Genomic DNA, 17,174 nt, shown 5'->3' on the forward strand with positions numbered 1-17,174 from the left:
CGAGCAGCAGAGGCCCTACATGGCGTCGGCCTCGATCAGCTGATATGCACCAGGGTCACGCCAGAGAGCACCTCTGTGAGGGGCGAAAGCACGAGCCACATCGCTACGAGCGAACGATCGGACACTCGTCCGTCTCACGATGTTGTCCTTTGGGCCAGTGGGAGGCCACGCGCTGTGAGAAAAGGACATCTGAAATGGGAACCTACACCCGGCACCCGGGAAGATCCGCACCGGCACCCCTGTTAGTAGAAGCGTGAACGAATCGCGTGAGGTCGAGGTCGTCGTCATCGGCGCTGGTCAGGCCGGGCTGTCCAGCGCCTATCACCTGCGGCGCACCGGCTACGAGCCGGACCGCGACTTCGTGGTCCTCGACCACTCCCCCGCGCCGGGCGGCGCCTGGCAGTTCCGGTGGCCCTCGCTGACCTACGGCAAGGTGCACGGGATGCACGCCCTGCCCGGCATGGAACTGACGGACGCCGACCCCGCGCGGCCCTCGGCGGAGGTGATCGGTGCGTACTTCGACCGGTACGAGCGCACCTTCGGCCTGCGTGTGCGACGGCCCGTCGACGTACGGGCCGTCCGGGAGGGAGACGGCGGGCGGCTGCTCGTGGAGACCTCGGACGGCACCTGGCCGACACGCGCCCTGATCAACGCGACCGGCACCTGGGACCGTCCGTTCTGGCCGCGCTATCCCGGTCAGGAGACCTTCCGCGGGCGGCAGTTGCACACCGCGCAGTACGCCGGACCCGGGGAGTTCGCCGGACAGCGGGTCGTGGTCGTCGGCGGTGGCGCCTCGGGCACCCAGCACCTGCTGGAGCTGGCCCCGTACGCGGCCGCGACCACCTGGGTCACCCGGCGGCCACCGGTGTTCCGCGAGGGACCCTTCGACCAGGAGGCGGGACGGGCGGCCGTCGCGCTGGTGGAGGAACGGGTGCGCCGGGGCCTGCCGCCGCGCAGTGTGGTCTCGGTCACCGGACTGCCCCTCAACGACGCCGTTCGGCAGGGGCTCACGGACGGGGTTCTGGACCGGCAGCCGATGTTCGACCGGATCACCCCGGACGGTGTGGCGTGGAACGACGGACGGCACGTCGATGCCGATGTGATCCTCTGGGCGACCGGGTTCCGGGCCGCGCTGGACCATCTCCGTCCGCTGCGGCTGCGCGAGCCGGGCGGCGGGATCCGGGTCGTGGACACCCGGGCGGTGGCCGATCCACGCGTGCACCTCGTGGGCTACGGCCCCTCGGCCAGCACCATCGGTGCCAACCGGGCGGGCCGCGCGGCCGTCCGGGACATCAGCCGGCTGCTGGCCGGGGAACAGCCGGTCGCCGCGTGACCTCCCGCCGGCTCAGCCGACCGAAGGCTGCGCGGAGGCCCCGGATCCGCCCGGAATCTGACCCGGGCTCTGCCCCTGTCCCTGTCCCTGTCCCTGTCCCAGGGTCTGGTGAACGGCGTTGAATTCCGCCACGTTGCGCACGTGCGTCTGGTAGTCGGAGGTGAAGCGGGTGTCCCCCGGTCTGACCGTGACGAAGTACAGCCAGTCGCCCGGTGTCGGGTTGAGCGCGGCGCGCATCGCCTCCTCACCGGGGTTGTCGATCGGCGTGGGCGGCAGCCCCATGCGCTGGTAGGAGTTGTACGGGCTGTCGATGCGGGTGTCGTCCTGGCTGGTGTGGACGGTGCTGCGGTTCATGGCGTAGTTGATCGTCGAGTCCATCTGCAGCGGCATCCCACGCTCCAGCCGGTTCAGGATGACCCGGGCGACCTTCCCCATGTCCGCCTGCGTCGCGGCCTCCGCCTGGACGATGCTGGCGATGGTGACCGCCTGGTAGACGTTCATCGCGTTGCGCTGCGCCCCGGCCGCGACCGGCGCCGCGTTGAACTCGCTGTCGGCGGTGGCGACCATGGAGCGCAGCAGCGACTCGGGGGTCGTTCCCTTCTCGATGCGATACGTCGCCGGAAAGAGGTAGCCCTCCGGGTTGCCCTGGGCTTCGCCGGGCAGTTGGAGGCCGGCCTTCCCCAGGGACTTGCGCGTGCTGCCCGCAGGCAGCCTGAGGGCCCTGTCGATCGCGTCGTACACCTGGCTCGCGCGCCAGCCCTCCGGGACGACCAGCGCGGCGGGCGGTGGCGGCTCCCCCGGGTCGCTGTCCAGCGTCAGCAGCGGCACCGCCACGGCGGTGCCGACCACGACGGCGCCGGCCGCGAAGAGGACGAGCCTGCCCCGGCGTGTCAGTCGCATCGTGCCCCGTGGCGGAATCTTCGTCTGCATGCGGGCACGGTAATACGCATATCGCCCTAAACCCGGCACATACTCAGTTGTCGGTCACAGCGTCAGCTTGTCGGTTCCGGCCGCGCTCAGCCCACGGGTTGCGGCCGCACTCAACTCACGGGTCCAGCCGCGCTCAGCGCGTGGGTTCGAGTTGGGCGTCCCGGCGCACCAGGGCGGCGTACCTCCCGTCCCGTTCCAGCAGTTCCTCGTGACTGCCGCGTTCGGCGACCCGACCGGAGTCGAGGACCACGATCTGGTCGGCGCCACGGACCGTGGACAGGCGGTGGGCGATGGTGATCGTCGTCCGGTCGGCCGACAGGGCGTCGATCGCCTCCTGAACGGCAGCCTCCGTACGGGTGTCGAGCGCGCTGGTCGCCTCGTCGAGGATGAGGACCGGCGGATCGCGCAGGATGGTGCGGGCTATCGCGAGGCGCTGCTTCTCACCGCCCGAGAAGCGGTGGCCGCGTTCGCCGACGACCGTGTCGTAGCCGTCGGGCAGCGCGGCTATGTGGTCGTGGATCTGCGCCGCCCTGGCCGCCGCGCGCAGTTCCTCGTCGGTGGCGTCCGGCTTGGCGAAGCGGAGGTTGTCGGCCACCGAGGCGTGGAAGAGGTAGGTCTCCTGCGAGACGACGCCGACCGCGCGGGCGAGGGTGTCGAAGTCGAGGTCCCGGACGTCGACGCCGTCCAGGGTGACGCGGCCGCCGGTGACGTCGTAGAGGCGGGGCACCAGATAGCCGAGCGTGGACTTGCCGGCCCCGGTCGGGCCGACGACGGCGAGGCTGCCGCCCGCGGGCACCGTGACGTCGATGCCGTCGAGGACGGGGCGGGTCCTGTCGTCGTGGTCGTAGCGGAACTCGACGCGCTCGAAGCGGACTTCGCCCTTGACCTGGTCGAGGCGGACGGGCCGCTCGCGCTCGGTGATGTCGACGGGCAGGTCCAGGTACTCGAAGATGCGCTGGAAGAGGGCGAGGGAGGTCTGGATCTGCACGCCGGTCGCGAGCAGGCTCACGGCCGGGCGGAACAGCCCCTGCTGGAGGGAGACGAAGGCGACGATGGTGCCGAGCGAGACCTTCGGGCCGCCGAGTTGCAGGGCGAGACCCGCGGTCCAGTAGATGACGGCGGGCATCGCGGCCATGACGATCGCGATCACGGCCATGCGCCAGCGGCCGGCCATGTTCGACCGCACCTCCAGGTCGACCAGGCGCTCGGACTCCTCCGCGAAGGAGGCGGTCAGCGAGTCGGAGCGGCCCATGGTGCGGCCGAGGAGGATGCCGCTGACCGAGAGCGACTCGGTGACGGTGGCCGCCATCGCGGCCATCTGCTTCTGCCGCTGCGTGGTGATCTTCTTGCGTTCGTTGCCGACGCGGCGGCTGATCCACACGAACACCGGCAGCAGGAGCAGCGAGACGATCGTGAGCCGCCAGTCGAGGGCGACCATGGCGACGATCGTGGCGACCACACTGGTGGCGTTGGAGACCAGCGAGGTGGCGGTGGAGGTGACGGTGGCCTGCATGCCGCCGATGTCGTTGGCGATCCGGGACTGCACCTCGCCGGTGCGCGTGCGGGTGAAGAAGGCGAGCGACATCCGCTGCAGGCGGCCGTAGACGGCGGTGCGCAGGTCGTGCATGACGCGCTGGCCGACGGTGGTCGAGATCAGCGTCTGCAGCACGCCGAAGACGCCGGAGAGGACCGCGCTGAGGATCATGCCGAGCGCGAGCAGGCTGAGGAGACCGGTGCGGCCCTGGGGGATCGCGACGTCCAGGGTCTCCTTGAGCAGGAACGGTGTGGCCACCGAGACCAGGGAGGAGGCGCCGACCAGCAGACCGACGACCGCCAGACGGCCGCGGTAGGGACGGAAGAGCTTCAGGATGCGGCGCACCTGCCGGGGCTGTTCCTTGGCGTCGGCAGGCGGGGTCCAGGACGTTTCACGGTCGGGATGCATGGGCTCCTACGGAGGTGAGCGGGCGCCGGCCAGGGGTCGGCCGACGATGACTGACGGATCGTAGCTCATTGTTACCTATACTCACAATGAACGGCATCCTGATATTGTTCCCGCATGACCACCCCCGACCCCGACGGCCTGCTCGCCGAGCAGTTGCTGCGGCTGACCCGCCGGGTGCACCGCATCCAGAAACGCCATCTGGAACGGCACGACCTGGGCATCACCCCGGCCCAGTCCCGGCTGCTGCGCACCCTCGCGCACTACGCGTCCCCTCCGCGCATGACCGACCTGGCCGAGCGCCTGGAGGTGGTGCCGCGTGCGGTGACGACGCTGGTCGACGGGCTGGAGGCGAGCGGGAAGGTACGGCGGGCGCCGGATCCGGCGAACCGGCGGGTGACGCGGATCGAGCTGACGGACGAGGGGCGCACGACCCTGCGCGAGCTGCGCGGCGCGCGCCGCTCGGCGGCCGAGGAGATCCTCGCTCCGCTGACGGAGAAGGAACGCCAGGTGCTCGGTGTCCTGCTGGACACACTGGTCGAGGGGGACGGCGGCACACGCTGCTGAGTCCGCGGGGCGACTCGGGGAGCCGTGGCCGGATTCGGCCACGGCTCCCCAGCCGCGCGGTGACGGTTGCACGCGCCTGATCCAGGCGGCGGCCGTCCCTCGTCGGTGTTCCCTCAACGGCCTTCCCACCGGCCTCCCTCACCGGCGGTTCCTGCTCAACAGCGGTCGCGGTCCTCCGTCAGCACCCCTTGCGCCGTGGCCAGCGCACGGTCGTAGCAGCCGTCGGAGCCGTACAGGCGATAGCGCTCGCCCGACGTGCCGACCGCGTGCCGCTGGTCGCGCGGGACGTTCATGGTGTACGCCGCGTCGCCGCTGTAGGTGTCGTCGAGCCGCGACCACGCGGTGCGCCGGCCGTCCCGCAGTTCCACGACCGACGCACGGTCGCCGAGCGTCAGCACGGTGCGCAGCCGGCTGTCCGTGCCGATGGTCGTCGCGCCGTTCATGGTGTACGTCCGGTGCGTGTGCGTCGCCCGCACGGGCCCGTGTCCGCCGACGGTGACCGCCTGGTCGTCGGACCAGACCGCGTCCAGTCCGTCCGTGTTCTCGCCGTCGGTCCAGCGGTGGACGGAGGTGTTGGCGAGCGTCCGGGTGACGGTGGTGGTCACACGGCCGTGCGAGGTGTCGAGGTATCCCGAGACGGTGAGCCGGTGCCCGGCGTCGGTGATCACACGGTTCTCCGAACCGGGCGTGTACACGGAGGAGTCGGCGATGTCCGTCGCCCGGTCCGTGGTCAGCGCGCCGGTGACGCGGTCGCGGTGCGCGTCCTGCCAGACCAGGACGTTCACCGGCGCGCTCCAGCCCGGCTGACCCGCGGGCACGCCGGCCACCGAGACCTCGACGCGGTGCGGACGGCCGTCGTCGAGCAGTCCCGCGAAGGGCGTGAGGTCGTAGGTGATCGGCCGGACGTCGAAGGCTCCCGGCGCCGGGAGGACGTACCAGAGGAAGGGGTTGGACCAGCCGCCGGTCCAGACGTTCGGGAACGGCGCGGCGATTCCGGCGAGCCGGCCGTCGACCTTGATCTGCACCTCGCGGTAGGGGCCGTGATCGGCCTTGCAGGAGTACGACGCCGGGTCGGCCACCGTCAGGTACCAGAACTCCTCGCAGCCGCCTCCCGAACCGGTCGCGTAGACCTCGGCGACGATCCGTTCGCTGTTGCGCGGCGTGGTGAGGGTCGTGCCGTCGGGCGTGTCGGCGAGGGTGAGCACGCGGTCGGGTGTCCGCTCCGCGGGACGGCCCGCGTAGAAGGTCAGGGTGACGTGCACGTCGATGACACCGGTGTAGGTGTCGTCCACGACGTTGCCGATCAGCATCTCGACGTCCTGCGCGCTGCGGAAGGTGCCGCTGTAGCGGGTGACGTCCTTCTCGACGTGCCATGCGATGCCGTCGGGCGAGGGCTCCGGTGTGGAGGTGCGCAGGATCTCGACCCCGCCGACGTGCAGATAGCCGAGGCGGTCGTACTGACGGCCCTTCACCTTGCCGTCGAGTCGCAGGACGACCTTGCTCCAGCTGTCGCCGCAGCCCCCGGGCGGGGTGTACGCGCCCCGGTAGGGCGTGAAGTCGCGGAACCGGGCGTCGGCGAGCGTGACCTGACAGGACGGGGCGTGCGGCCGGTCGACGGGCGGTGCCGCGGTGACCGGGTCGTGCCAGTCGGTGCCGAACTCGGCCGGAACGTCAGCCGCGTGCGCGGCAGCGGCTCCGGTGCCGAAGAGCGCGCTCGCCAGGAGGGTCACTCCGGCGAGCATGGACATGACTATCCGTCTTCTCATGGCCGGTGTTCTACGGGGAGTTGACCACCGACCGCAATGAGCAGATCGGACGACAGTCACCGCGCGGGCCGGTCCAATGGGGGCGCGTACCGGCCGACCACACAGCGGAACATTTAGTGCTATAAGCACACCTCACTGACATAGTGCGCTCATGGAGATCATGCCCGCCGGCCGCCCAGCAGGCTCCCCGCAGCACGAGTCCCGGCACCGGCGCCCCCGCCCTGTCCTCCACTCCTCCAGGGTGGCCCTGTCCCTGGCCCTCGCCGGTGCCCTCACCGGTGCCGCCGCGTTCGCCGCCCTGTTCTCGCACGGCGCCCACGGCTCGCCCGCCCCCGGCCCGACCGCCTCCTCGGGCCCGGCGCCCTCCCCCGGTGCGCCGGGCATCGGCGACCCGCTCATGCCGCTCGCCGGCAACGGCGGCTACACGGTCCGCCACTACACGCTCGACTTCGACTGGCGGGCGCCCCGGACGCCGTTCGCCGCCGGGGCCACCCTCACCGCCACCGCCACGCAGTCCCTGTCCCGCTTCGACCTCGACTTCGCGGGCAACACGCTGCACCGGGTCACGGTCAACGGCGCACCGGCCGGCGCCGTACGCGACGGCGACGAACTCGTCGTCACCCCCGCACGCCCCATCCCCCTGGGCGGGACGTTCACCGTCCGCGTCACCTACACCGCCGACCCGACGCGGAGCCGGCACCGCGACGACGCGATCCAGGACTACGGCTGGGTGCCCACCGCCGACGGCACCTTGGTCTGCGCTCAGCCCGACGGCGCGAAACTGATCTTCCCGGCGAACGACCACCCGAGCGTGCGGGCGCCCGTCACCTTCCACATCACCACCCCGCCCGGCATCAGCGCGGCGGCCAACGGCCGCCTGGTCGGCACCGCCCGGCGGCCCGACGGACGCGTCAGGTGGACCTACGACTCCGAGCAGCCGATCGCGGCACAACTGATCCAGATGGCGATCGGGAGGTTCACCTTCGCCGACAGCACCGGCCCGCGCGGACTGCCCGTCCGGGACGTGGTCCCGGACGACCTGGTCGGCGACACGGAGGACTTCCGCTCGCTCACCCCGGAGCATCTCGCGTGGCTGGAACAGCGGCTCGGCCCGTACCCGTTCCGCCGCTACGGCGTGCTGGTCGGCGACACCGACCTGCCGGTGGCCCTGGAGACGCAGTCGCTTTCCGTCGTACCGAAGGACGACCTGCTGGGCGACAGGGTCGACGCCGAACGCAACCTCGTACACGAGCTGACCCACCACTGGACGGGTGACAGCGTCGCCGTCCGGCGCTGGTCCGACCTGTGGCTGAGCGAGGGTCACGCGCGCTTCTACGAACGTCTGTACTCCGACGAGCACGGCGGCGTCAGCCTGGAATCCGCGATGCGTGCGGCCTACGAACAGCACGACCAGTGGCGGCACGACGAGGGGGCACCCGCCGAGCCCACGGAACCGACACTGTTCAAGGTGATGCGCTACGACGGCTCCGCGCTGGTGCTGTACGCCCTGCGGGAGAAGGTCGGCGCAGAGACCTTCGGCCGGATCGAGCGCTCCTGGGTGATGGCGTATCAGGGCCGCGCGGCCGGCACCCGGGACTTCGTCGCACTGGCGTCGCGGGTCGCGGGCGAGGACCTCAGCCCGTTCCTGACCCCGTGGCTGTACGGGCCGCACACCCCGCCCATGCCGGGCCATCCCGACTGGCACGTGGACCCGGTCGAGGACTGAGCCGGAACGCCGCCGACCGAGTGGCCCCTGCCCGGCCGCTCGGCCACCCCGGTGACGCTTGGCGCGACACGGCGCGGAATGCACGGAAACGTACCAGGGGTGGCGTCCAGGACATCTCCCTGTGTTCTGGTGGTGACGACATGTCTGGAGAACCGTGCAATGAGAAGACCGGCCGCCCCACGTGTTCCCAACTCCCTTCGCGAGTGCCGCCGGACGGCCTGCGTGATCGCGTCGGCGGCGGTGCTGGTGCCGCTGCTACTCATCCCACTGGCCGACGACGAGGCACCGGACCAGAAACTGCAGAACACCTTCGCGGAGGCCGCCCGCGAGTTCCACGTGCCGCGCAGTGTGCTCATGAGCGTGTCCTACATGCAGACGCGCTGGGAGGCCCATCCGGGCGCTCCCAGCGTCGCGGGCGGCTACGGGCCGATGCACCTGGTGGACCCCGGCCGGACCGAGGCTCCCGCAGTGGCGGCAGGCCCTTCGGCAGAGCACGGCGCCGGCATCCGGCCGCACGCGGGGGCGGCCGGAACCACCGCCGCACCCGAGGCCACCCCTTCGCCCGGCCGCACCGTGCAGCCCGCGGACCTGGACCGCGCCGCACGCCTGATCGAGCTCCCGGCCGAACGCCTGCGGACGGATCCGGCCGCCAACATCCGCGGTGGCGCGGCGATCCTGGCGGCCACGCAACGCCAGCTCGGCAAGCCCCTCAGCGCGAACCCCGCGGACTGGTGGGAGGCGGTACAGCACTACCCGGGCACCCGTGACGTCACGGCGGCGACCACGTACGCGAACGACGTCTTCGACGTGATCCGCAAGGGGGCGCACCGCACCACCGCCGAGGGACAGGACGTCACCCTCGCCGCCAGCCCCGGCGTACGCCCCCACGTCACACGGGTGCAGACCCCGCCGCGACCCAAGGAGGTCGAGTGCCCCGCGGAGCTGGCCTGCGACTGGCTCAGCGCACCGTACGAGGAGATCGACGAGGACGGCGACTACGGCAACCACGACCTCGGCAACCGGCCCGTCGACCAGAAGATCAACTACATCGTCATCCACGACACCGAGGCGTACCTGCCGAACATGTTCAAGACGGTGCAGGATCCCACTGAGGCATCGTGGCACTACTCGATCCGCTCCAGCGACGGCCACATCACCCAGCACGTGAGGACGAAGGACGAGGCCTGGCACTCCGGCAGCCAGTTCGTGAACGCCCGCTCGATCGGCGTCGAGCACGAGGGCTTCCTCACCCAGCCCGGCAAGTGGTACACGGAACCGATGTACCGGGCCTCGGCGCGCCTGGTGCGCTACCTGGCGAAGAAGTACCAGGTGCCGCTGGACCGGCAGCACATCATCGGCCACGACAACGTGCCGGCGCCGACCGCCGAGTCCATCCCCGACATGCACGACGACCCCGGTCCCTTCTGGGACTGGCGGCACTACTTCGACCTGCTCGGCGCGCCGCTGCGGGCCTCGGCCGGACCCGACAGCGACATGGTGATGATCCTGCCGGACTACGCCACGCACAGGCCCCGGTTCACCGGGTGCAAGGGCGACGGTCAGCCCTGTGCGCCGCACGGCTCCAGCGCCGTACGCCTGCACACGCGACCGGACGACAACGCCCCGCTGATCCAGGACCCCGGCCGCAAGCCGGACGGGGACCCGTCCACGGAGGACGTCAACGACCTGGGCTCACGCGTCTCCGCCGGCCAGACCTTCGCCGTCGCGGACCGCAGCGGCGACTGGACGGCGATCTGGTTCCAGGGCCACAGGGCATGGTTCAGGAACCCGACGCAACACCCGACGGCCGTCGGCGCCAGCGGCCGGATGGTGACGCCGAAGGAAGGCCTGGACGAGATCCCGGTGTACGGGCGTGCCCTCCCGGAGGAGGACGCCTACCCCGAGGGCGTGGAGGAGGAGCCCGAATCGCCGCTGCCCTACCGGTTCCGGGCGGGCCAGCGGTATGTGACACAGGCCCGCGTCCGCAGTTCGTACGTCCCCCGGTCGTCCATCGTCGACACACCCGACCCGGTGGTGAAGGGTCATGAGGGGTACTACGAGATCCAGTTCGGCCACCGGCTCGGCTACGTCCGGGCGAGCGACGTGGACGTCGTCGAGAGCACTCCGGCCGCGGCAGGACCGCCGACGGCGCAGGACGACCGCCCGGCCGGGCGCTAGGCGGCCAGTTCCGCCCGGTCCCCCATCACCACGACCGGATCGCGGGCCGGATCGAGCGTGCGCAGCAGGACCTCCATGGCCTGCCGGGAGACGCTGACGCAGGCCGAGGTGCCGCTCCCGTGGTCCATGTGCAACCAGATTCCGCCGCCCTTGTCCGCACCCCAGGGGCGGCCGGCGTCGCGCGGCGGGGTGCCCGGGCGGCGGTTGTAGTCGACGGCGATGACGTAGTCGAAGTCGTGCTGGTGCGCCTCGTCCCACTCGGCCGGGGGCGTATAGGCGCTCACGTCGTGGTCGTACGGCAGGCGGGCGCCCGGGTCGGGGAGCACACCGCCCGCGTCGGAGAGGGTGAAGACACCGACCGGGCTGCGCTGGTCCCCCTCGTGGTGGTCGGCGGTCCAGCCGTGCCGCCCGTTGTGGGCGGGCCAACTGCCCCTCGGGTGCCACTGGGCACCCTGCCGGGTGTACAGCACCAGCCTGGACTCGGCGGAGTTCGCGCCCTCACCGTAGACGGCCACGATCTGACGGGAGTCGGCGGGGATCCGACGGTGGAGGCGGGCGCCTACGCCGGGAATACGGGTCGGGTCGGTCGTGGGGGCCGAGGAGACGGTCGGGCTCTGTGCTGCCCGGCCGACGGGCGCCGGCGCGCCGCCGGGGCGGGCGGGGCCGGACGCCGGGCCGCCGCACGCGGTGAGGGTCGCGAAGAGCGTTCCCAGGGCCGCCACGGCAACCGTCCCCCGGCGCCGCACGCTGTCGATCTCGATGTGCACCGGGCCATGGTGGCAGCACGCACCGGCTGATCGTGCGATCTTCCGGGCATTCACGGAGCCGGGCGACCGCCCCTAACGCGCCGGGTTCGAGGTCCCTTGGCCTGAAGTCGGTGGATTCGGGTGGCAGTGCAGGAAAACCGTTTGAAATTCACCACTCTGCGACGCCAACCTGTCACGGCTTGTCAGCGCTCATCGCCGTTTCCCTTCTCCCCTGACACGAGCCCCTGGGACGTCATGCAGATTCGAGACCTTCCGTATTCCGATCCGGGCGTCCCCGACGCGCGGTCGGGCCCCCGATTCCTGTGGTGGCTCTGGCGGAACCAGCTGGGCGGACAGCTGAAGTCACTCACCTGGGGCCTTTTGCACTTCGTCTCCGTCTCGGCCCTCCCCTTCTGCGTCGGCCTCGCCGTCCAGGCGGTCGTCGACCGCTCCGGCACCCGGCTCGCCCTGACGGGTGGTCTGCTGCTGCTGTGCGGCGCGGGCATCGCCCTCGGCGACACCTTCCTGCACCGGGCCGCCGTCACCAACTGGATCACGGCTGCCGCACGCGTCCAGCAACTGCTGGCACGCAAGGCCGCCCAGCTGGGCTCCGCCCTGACCCGGCGGGTGGCCGCCGGCGAGGTGGTGGCCGTCTCCACCGGTGACGTCGAGAAGATCGGCTGGTTCGTCGAGGCCGTCTCCCGGTTCAGCGCGGCCGCGCTGACGGTCGTCGTGGTCTGTGTCGGCCTCCTCGCCTACCAGCCCGCCCTGGGCGTGGTCGTCGCCGTCGGACTGCCCGTGGTGGCGCTCGCGGTGCTGCCGCTGCTGCCCCGTGCGACGCGCCGCGCCGACGTGCAGCGCGAAAAGGCCGGCCGGGCCACCGAGCTGGCCTCGGACACGGTCGCCGGACTGCGTGTGCTGCGCGGCATCGGCGGCGAGGAACTGTTCCTCGACCGCTACCGCCGGGCCTCGCAGGAGGTACGGCACGCCGCAGTGCGCAGCGCCCGGATGTGGTCGCTGATCTCCGCCATCCAGGTGCTGCTGCCCGGGCTGCTGCTCATCGCCGTGGTCTGGCACGGCATCCACCTGGCCCGCCAGGGCCGCATCACCGTCGGCGAACTCGTCACCGTCTACAGCGCGGTCATGATCCTCAACTACCCGCTGCGGCATTTCGAGGAGATCGCCATGGCGTACTCCTTCTCGCGCCCGTCGGCCAAACGGGCGGCCCGCGTGCTGTCGCTGGAGCGGTCCACGGCCACCGAGGGCACCCGCGGGGCGGAGGTGCCGGGCGGCGACCTGCACGACCCCGGCACCGGTCTGCTCGTTCCCGCCGGCCGTCTCACCGCCGTGGTCTGCGGCGACCCGGACGCGGCGGGCCGGCTCGCGGAGCGGCTGGGCGGCCACCCCACCGAGCCGGGCCGCTCGGCGCTGCTCGGCGGGGTGCCCCTGGACGAACTCCCCCTGGACAGCGCCCGGACCGCCGTCCTCGTCCAGGACAAGGAACCGGTGCTGCTGTCCGGCACCCTGCGCGAACTGCTCGACGTCCCCGCATCCGGGACCGTGAGGGCCACGGACGCGCTGGAGGCGGCGCAGTGCGGCGACGTCCTGGACTCGCTGGTCCAGGGATCACTGGACTCCGCGGACCCGATGGACGCCCGCATCACCGAGCGCGGGCGCTCCCTGTCCGGTGGCCAGCGCCAGCGGCTCGCGCTGGCCCGGTCGCTATTCACCGACCCGGAGGTGCTGGTGCTGGACGAGCCGACCTCCGCGGTCGACTCGCACACCGAGGCACGGATCGCGGACGGGCTGCGCCGGCTGCGCTCGGGGCGCACGACGGTGGTGTTCACCTCCTCACCGCTGCTGCTCGACCGCGCGGACCAGGTCGCCCTGGTCGACAAGGGCGAGGTGGTGGCGGTCGGCGTGCACCGCGAACTGATCGACAGCGAGCCGCGATACCGCGCCGTGGTCACGCGGGAGACGGACGACGAACTGGCCGCGGCCGACGAGGCTGCCCTGGTGGGCGCGCGGCAGGAGCGGGAAGAGATCGAGGAGAGCGCATGATCGGCGTTGCGCCACCGGCGTACGACCCGGCGGCCCCGACAACCGCCACCACCCTGCCCGTCGGCGCGGCGGCGACCGTACGGGCCTACGTCACCGAGCTGTTCCGCCGGCACCGCAGCGCCTTCCTGCTGCTCATCTCGGTCAACACGGTGGCCGTGATCGCGTCCATGGTGGGGCCGTACCTGCTCGGCGGCCTGATCGAGCGGGTGTCGGACGAGGGGCGGGAGCTTCATCTCGGCCTGACCACCGGGCTGTTCGTGCTCGCGCTCGCCGTGCAGACCGTGTTCGTACGGCAGGTGCGGCTGCGGGGCGCGATGCTCGGCGAGCGGATGCTGGCCGACCTGCGCGAGGACTTCCTCGTCCGGTCGGTCGGGCTGCCGCCGGGCGTGCTGGAACGGGCGGGCACCGGCGACCTGCTCTCCCGCATCACCACCGACATCGACCGCCTGGCCAACGCGATGCGCGAGGCCGTGCCCCAGCTGGCCATCGGTGTCGTGTGGGCCCTGCTGCTGCTCGGCGGGCTCGTGGTGACGGCGCCGCCGCTGGCGGCCGCCGTGCTGCTCGCCGTGCCGGTGCTGGTGGCCGGGTGCCGCTGGTACTTCAAGCGGGCACCCTCGAGCTACCGCTCCGAGGCCGCCGGATACGCGGCGGTCGCCGCCGCGCTCGCCGAGACGGTGGACGCGGGCCACACCATCGAGGCGCACCGGCTCGGCGACCGCCGTGTCGCCCTGTCGGAGCAACGGATCAAGGAGTGGACGGCCTGGGAGCGGTACACGCTGTGGCTGCGGTCCGTGCTCTTCCCGGTCATCAACGCCGTGCACGTCATCGTGCTGGGCTCGGTCCTCGTGGTCGGCGGGGTGTTCGCCCTGCACGGCTGGATCGGGGTGGGCCGGCTGACCACGGGCGCCCTGATCGCGCAGATGCTCGTCGACCCGGTGAACCTGATCCTGCGCTGGTACGACGAGGTGCAGGTCGCCCAGGTGTCGCTGGCCCGCCTGGTCGGTGTGCGGGACATCGAGCCGGATGCCGGGGACACCTCGGTGGCACCGGACGGGCGGGACGTGCACGCCGACCGGGTGCACTTCGGCTACCGCGAGGGCGTCGACGTGCTGCGCAAGGTGTCCCTGGAGGTCGCCCCGGGCACCCGGCTGGCCCTGGTCGGCCCGTCGGGCGCGGGCAAGTCCACCCTCGGCAGGCTGCTCGCCGGGATCTACGCGCCGCGGGACGGCCGGATCACCCTGGGCGGCGCTGAGCTGTCCCGGATGCCGGCGGAACGGATCCGCTCCCATGTCGCCCTGGTCAACCAGGAACACCACGTCTTCGTCGGCTCCCTGCGCGACAACCTCCTGCTGGCCCGCACCGGCGCCACGGACGCCGAGCTGTGGGCCGCCCTGGGCGCGGTCGACGCGGACGTCTGGGCGCGGGCGCTGGCCGACGGTCTGGACACCGAGGTCGGCTCCGGCGGTCTCACCCTGACCCCGGCCCAGGCGCAGCAGATCGCGCTGGCCCGGCTGGTGCTCGCCGATCCGCACACCCTGGTCCTGGACGAGGCGACCTCGCTGCTCGACCCGCGCGCGGCCCGGCACCTGGAACGCTCCCTGGCCCGCGTGCTGGACGGCCGCACGGTGGTCGCCATCGCCCACCGCCTCCACACCGCCCATGACGCCGACGTGATCGCCGTCGTGGAGAACGGCCGCGTCAGCGAGCTGGGCAGCCATGCCGAGCTGGTCGCCGCGGGCGGCCCGTACTCGGCGCTGTGGCAGTCCTGGCACGGGTGAGAATCCGCCGGCCACGCGGACGACCGGCACGGCGACGAGGCGCCCATCCCCTGCGCCGCTCACGGCGAGGCCGCCGACCGTACCCGGAACATGCGGGCCGCGGCGGGACGCGTGATCCGTTCGCACCCGGCGTTCGGTGGAATCATCCGCTGGCGGTCGGCACGCCCGAGCCGCAGCGGGTCGGTGGGCGGCGGGGCGCCGGCGCTTGGGGCAGTCGATCGAGGCGGGGCGGCGGGTGGCGGGCTCCGCCGGCGTCTGGGGTGCGCGGGCCGCGGTGGGCGGCGGGGGGGTCCGTCGGCCGTCGGGGCGGCCAGGGAGGGGGTGCCGGGTGCACGGTCGGGTCTGCCGGGTACCGGTGCGCGAGCGGTGGCCCTGAGCGGCGTGCGTGGCGTTGCGCGGTCCCGAGCCGGAGTGGAAGGCTGGAGAACGGCACGGGCTCGGGGAACGCTCCGGAACCACCCGGTCCGCGGCGTGTGACATCCGTGCCGCGCGTGCCGACGGCCCGCCGCCCCTCACGGTGGCACCCGGCCGTCCTCACCACCTGGAGGTACTCGTGGACAGCGCCGACGGCTGGGGGGACGACGTCTACCAGCCCGATCCCTCGGAGATCCGGGAGGACTCGGGGGTGCTCGACGTCGAGGACACACTGGACTTCGACGGCGTCAATGATCCGCTGGACCGCGGCTGGTCCCCTCCCGAGCGCCCCTGGGCCGTGGAGCACCGCGGGGTGACGGCGGCCGAACGCCAGGCGGGCGAGACCCTCGACCAGCGGCTCGCCGAGGAGCTGCCCGAGCTCGCCGCACCCGAGGACGACGGCCTCGGTGACTGCACCGGAACCGACGGGGAACTCCTGGACAACGAGGTCGGCCACCTCCGCTCCGGCCGGCTGGTGGCCCCGGACGAGGGAGCGCACGAGGACGAAGAGGCCGCCCTCGTCGCCACCGACGTCGGCATCGACGGTGCCGCCGCCTCCGCCGAGGAGGCCGCGATGCACATCGTCGACGAGGACTCCCTGTCCGGCTGACCCGCACGAGGAGCCGCCATGCGGCAGGACGAGCACCCCGCCTGCGACCCCGTCGTCTTTCGTGACCGCGCCGCCGGCCACGCGTGTGTGACCCGCTCGACCGCGCGGAGCGAGCAGACCATCGAGGGGGACGACGGCCGGACCCACCCGGTGATCGACGTGGAGATCGCCTCGGAGAGCCACCCCTTCCGCACGGGCAGGGCCCGCACCGTCGACACCGAGGGCCGTATCGCCCGCTTCGAGAGCTTGCACGGCGAGGCCGACGCAGGTGACGCGCCCTGATCCGGCGAGGTGTCCCGGGTCGGGTGCCGGATGCCTCAGATCACGTTGAGGGCCGCGGCGCAGCCCACTCCGCCGAGCAGCATGAACACGGGCATCAGCACCTTCAGCTCCACCCAGCTTCCGGCGCGGAACCGCATCGCCTTCGGCGGCCCCACGGGATACCAGCGCTTGCGGCCCAGGGGAATCGGCCACAGAATCGGACAGCCCGACACCGTCAGCGCGTCCCCGATGTCGTGCACCAGGGCGCCGAGCACGATCGGCAGGCCCAGCCACAGGTACTCCTGCCCCGGCGCGGTGAACAGCCAGTCGGAGCCGTTGCCCGGCTTGTCCAGGATTCCCGCGAGAATCCACGCGCTGGTCGCCGCCAGCAGCCAGACCAGGACATCGCTGCTGGAGCCACGCGCCGCCCGCCACAGCAGGCCCTCGATCGCCAGCACCATGTGCACGAACAGAATCGCCAGCACCGCCCAGCGGCCCCCGGTGATCGCCGCCGCCGAGCAGCCGGCGCCGATCAGGACCGCCCACACCCAGGTGTGCGTCAGCGTGCGGTGGCCGCCCGAGCGGCGCGGATCGCCCTGCTTCCTGGTCGCCTTGTAGACGGCGTACGACAGCTTGTCCACGATCTCGCAGATCCAGCGCGAGAGCGGCCCGAAGGCGCGCGAGATGGTGGCCGCCTTGTGGTCGAGGTCCGGGGCGAGCGCGGCGCCGGCGCAGATCAGAGCGCCGACGAGCAGCACCGGCCAGGGCATCGGGTGTCCGGCCGCGGCGGCGGCCGCTCCGACGCCGAGCCAGGCCGCGGCCCCCGACAGTGAGTGTGCTGGTCCCATCATGGCCGCTTCCCGCC

13 protein-coding genes are annotated in these 17,174 nt (G+C 72.2%); 8 read left to right on the forward strand and 5 right to left on the reverse strand.

The features are described from left to right. Nucleotides 1-253: 253 nt before the first annotated feature. Nucleotides 254-1,333 (forward strand): NAD(P)-binding domain-containing protein, encoded by a 1,080-nt coding sequence (locus tag ACWC94_RS11625; RefSeq protein WP_450796326.1) that lies wholly within the window; start codon nt 254-256, stop codon nt 1,331-1,333. 12 nt (nt 1,334-1,345) lie between these two features. Here the strand turns inward: ACWC94_RS11625 and mltG are convergent, their stop codons facing one another. Both mltG and ACWC94_RS11635 read right to left on the reverse strand, forming a co-directional pair. Beyond that, nucleotides 1,346-2,263, reverse strand: a complete 918-nt coding sequence (gene mltG / locus ACWC94_RS11630; RefSeq protein ID WP_450796327.1) for an endolytic transglycosylase MltG — start codon at nt 2,261-2,263, stop codon at nt 1,346-1,348. Nucleotides 2,264-2,396: 133 nt separating this feature from the next. Then, nucleotides 2,397-4,205 carry an ABC transporter ATP-binding protein gene (locus ACWC94_RS11635; RefSeq protein ID WP_450796328.1) on the reverse strand — a complete coding sequence of 603 codons (1,809 nt, stop codon included), beginning with the start codon at nt 4,203-4,205 and terminating at the stop codon, nt 2,397-2,399. 114 nt (nt 4,206-4,319) lie between these two features. On the opposite strand from ACWC94_RS11635, the gene ACWC94_RS11640 reads away from it, so the two are divergent. After that, nucleotides 4,320-4,769, forward strand: coding sequence for a MarR family winged helix-turn-helix transcriptional regulator (locus ACWC94_RS11640; RefSeq protein ID WP_450796329.1), 450 nt, complete (start codon nt 4,320-4,322; stop codon nt 4,767-4,769). A gap of 155 nt (nt 4,770-4,924) precedes the next feature. On the opposite strand, the gene ACWC94_RS11645 is transcribed toward ACWC94_RS11640, so the two are convergent. Continuing rightward, nucleotides 4,925-6,535 (reverse strand): peptide-N4-asparagine amidase, encoded by a 1,611-nt coding sequence (locus tag ACWC94_RS11645; RefSeq protein ID WP_450796330.1) that lies wholly within the window; start codon nt 6,533-6,535, stop codon nt 4,925-4,927. Nucleotides 6,536-6,686: 151 nt separating this feature from the next. Here ACWC94_RS11645 and ACWC94_RS11650 point away from each other — a divergent pair, with 151 nt between their 5' ends. Together ACWC94_RS11650 and ACWC94_RS11655 are read left to right on the forward strand one after the other, a co-directional pair. After that, nucleotides 6,687-8,261, forward strand: a complete 1,575-nt coding sequence (locus ACWC94_RS11650; RefSeq protein WP_450796331.1) for a M1 family metallopeptidase — start codon at nt 6,687-6,689, stop codon at nt 8,259-8,261. 159 nt (nt 8,262-8,420) lie between these two features. After that, nucleotides 8,421-10,439 (forward strand): N-acetylmuramoyl-L-alanine amidase, encoded by a 2,019-nt coding sequence (locus ACWC94_RS11655; protein WP_450796332.1) that lies wholly within the window; start codon nt 8,421-8,423, stop codon nt 10,437-10,439. Here ACWC94_RS11655 and ACWC94_RS11660 read toward each other — a convergent pair. Further along, entirely contained in the window at nt 10,436-11,206 is a 771-nt protein-coding gene (locus ACWC94_RS11660; RefSeq protein ID WP_450796333.1) for a L,D-transpeptidase family protein, read from the reverse strand. The two genes, ACWC94_RS11655 and ACWC94_RS11660, sit on opposite strands and share 4 nt — an antisense overlap. 234 nt (nt 11,207-11,440) lie before the next feature. Between ACWC94_RS11660 and ACWC94_RS11665 the strand changes: the two genes are divergently transcribed. From ACWC94_RS11665 to ACWC94_RS11680, 4 genes are all read left to right on the forward strand, one after another. Continuing rightward, nucleotides 11,441-13,246, forward strand: a complete 1,806-nt coding sequence (locus tag ACWC94_RS11665; protein ID WP_450796334.1) for an ABC transporter transmembrane domain-containing protein — start codon at nt 11,441-11,443, stop codon at nt 13,244-13,246. After that, nucleotides 13,243-15,024: an ABC transporter ATP-binding protein gene (locus ACWC94_RS11670; RefSeq protein ID WP_450796335.1), complete on the forward strand. Its 1,782-nt coding sequence runs from the start codon at nt 13,243-13,245 to the stop codon at nt 15,022-15,024. Before ACWC94_RS11665 ends, ACWC94_RS11670 begins: the two co-directional genes overlap by 4 nt. Before the next feature lie 553 nt (nt 15,025-15,577). Beyond that, nucleotides 15,578-16,048 (forward strand): DUF5709 domain-containing protein, encoded by a 471-nt coding sequence (locus ACWC94_RS11675; RefSeq protein ID WP_450796336.1) that lies wholly within the window; start codon nt 15,578-15,580, stop codon nt 16,046-16,048. 18 nt (nt 16,049-16,066) lie between these two features. After that, nucleotides 16,067-16,330, forward strand: a complete 264-nt coding sequence (locus ACWC94_RS11680) for a type B 50S ribosomal protein L31 (RefSeq protein ID WP_450796337.1) — start codon at nt 16,067-16,069, stop codon at nt 16,328-16,330. Nucleotides 16,331-16,365: 35 nt separating this feature from the next. On the opposite strand, the gene ACWC94_RS11685 is transcribed toward ACWC94_RS11680, so the two are convergent. Continuing rightward, nucleotides 16,366-17,160, reverse strand: coding sequence for a metal-dependent hydrolase (locus ACWC94_RS11685; protein ID WP_450796338.1), 795 nt, complete (start codon nt 17,158-17,160; stop codon nt 16,366-16,368). Nucleotides 17,161-17,174: the final 14 nt, after the last annotated feature.

The organism is Streptomyces sp. NPDC001135 (assembly GCF_053598395.1).

Excerpts from the sequence above, each read along its gene's own strand:
- ACWC94_RS11680 (WP_450796337.1), top strand. The coding sequence starts at position 16,067 with ATGCGGCAGGACGAGCACCCCGCCTGCGACCCCGTCGTCTTTCGTGAC.
- ACWC94_RS11645 (WP_450796330.1), bottom strand. The coding sequence starts at position 6,535 with ATGAGAAGACGGATAGTCATGTCCATGCTCGCCGGAGTGACCCTCCTG.
- ACWC94_RS11640 (WP_450796329.1), top strand. The coding sequence starts at position 4,320 with ATGACCACCCCCGACCCCGACGGCCTGCTCGCCGAGCAGTTGCTGCGG.
- ACWC94_RS11665 (WP_450796334.1), top strand. The coding sequence starts at position 11,441 with ATGCAGATTCGAGACCTTCCGTATTCCGATCCGGGCGTCCCCGACGCG.
- ACWC94_RS11655 (WP_450796332.1), top strand. The coding sequence starts at position 8,421 with ATGAGAAGACCGGCCGCCCCACGTGTTCCCAACTCCCTTCGCGAGTGC.
- mltG (WP_450796327.1), bottom strand. The coding sequence starts at position 2,263 with ATGCAGACGAAGATTCCGCCACGGGGCACGATGCGACTGACACGCCGG.
- ACWC94_RS11670 (WP_450796335.1), top strand. The coding sequence starts at position 13,243 with ATGATCGGCGTTGCGCCACCGGCGTACGACCCGGCGGCCCCGACAACC.
- ACWC94_RS11685 (WP_450796338.1), bottom strand. The coding sequence starts at position 17,160 with ATGATGGGACCAGCACACTCACTGTCGGGGGCCGCGGCCTGGCTCGGC.
- ACWC94_RS11635 (WP_450796328.1), bottom strand. The coding sequence starts at position 4,205 with ATGCATCCCGACCGTGAAACGTCCTGGACCCCGCCTGCCGACGCCAAG.
- ACWC94_RS11650 (WP_450796331.1), top strand. The coding sequence starts at position 6,687 with ATGGAGATCATGCCCGCCGGCCGCCCAGCAGGCTCCCCGCAGCACGAG.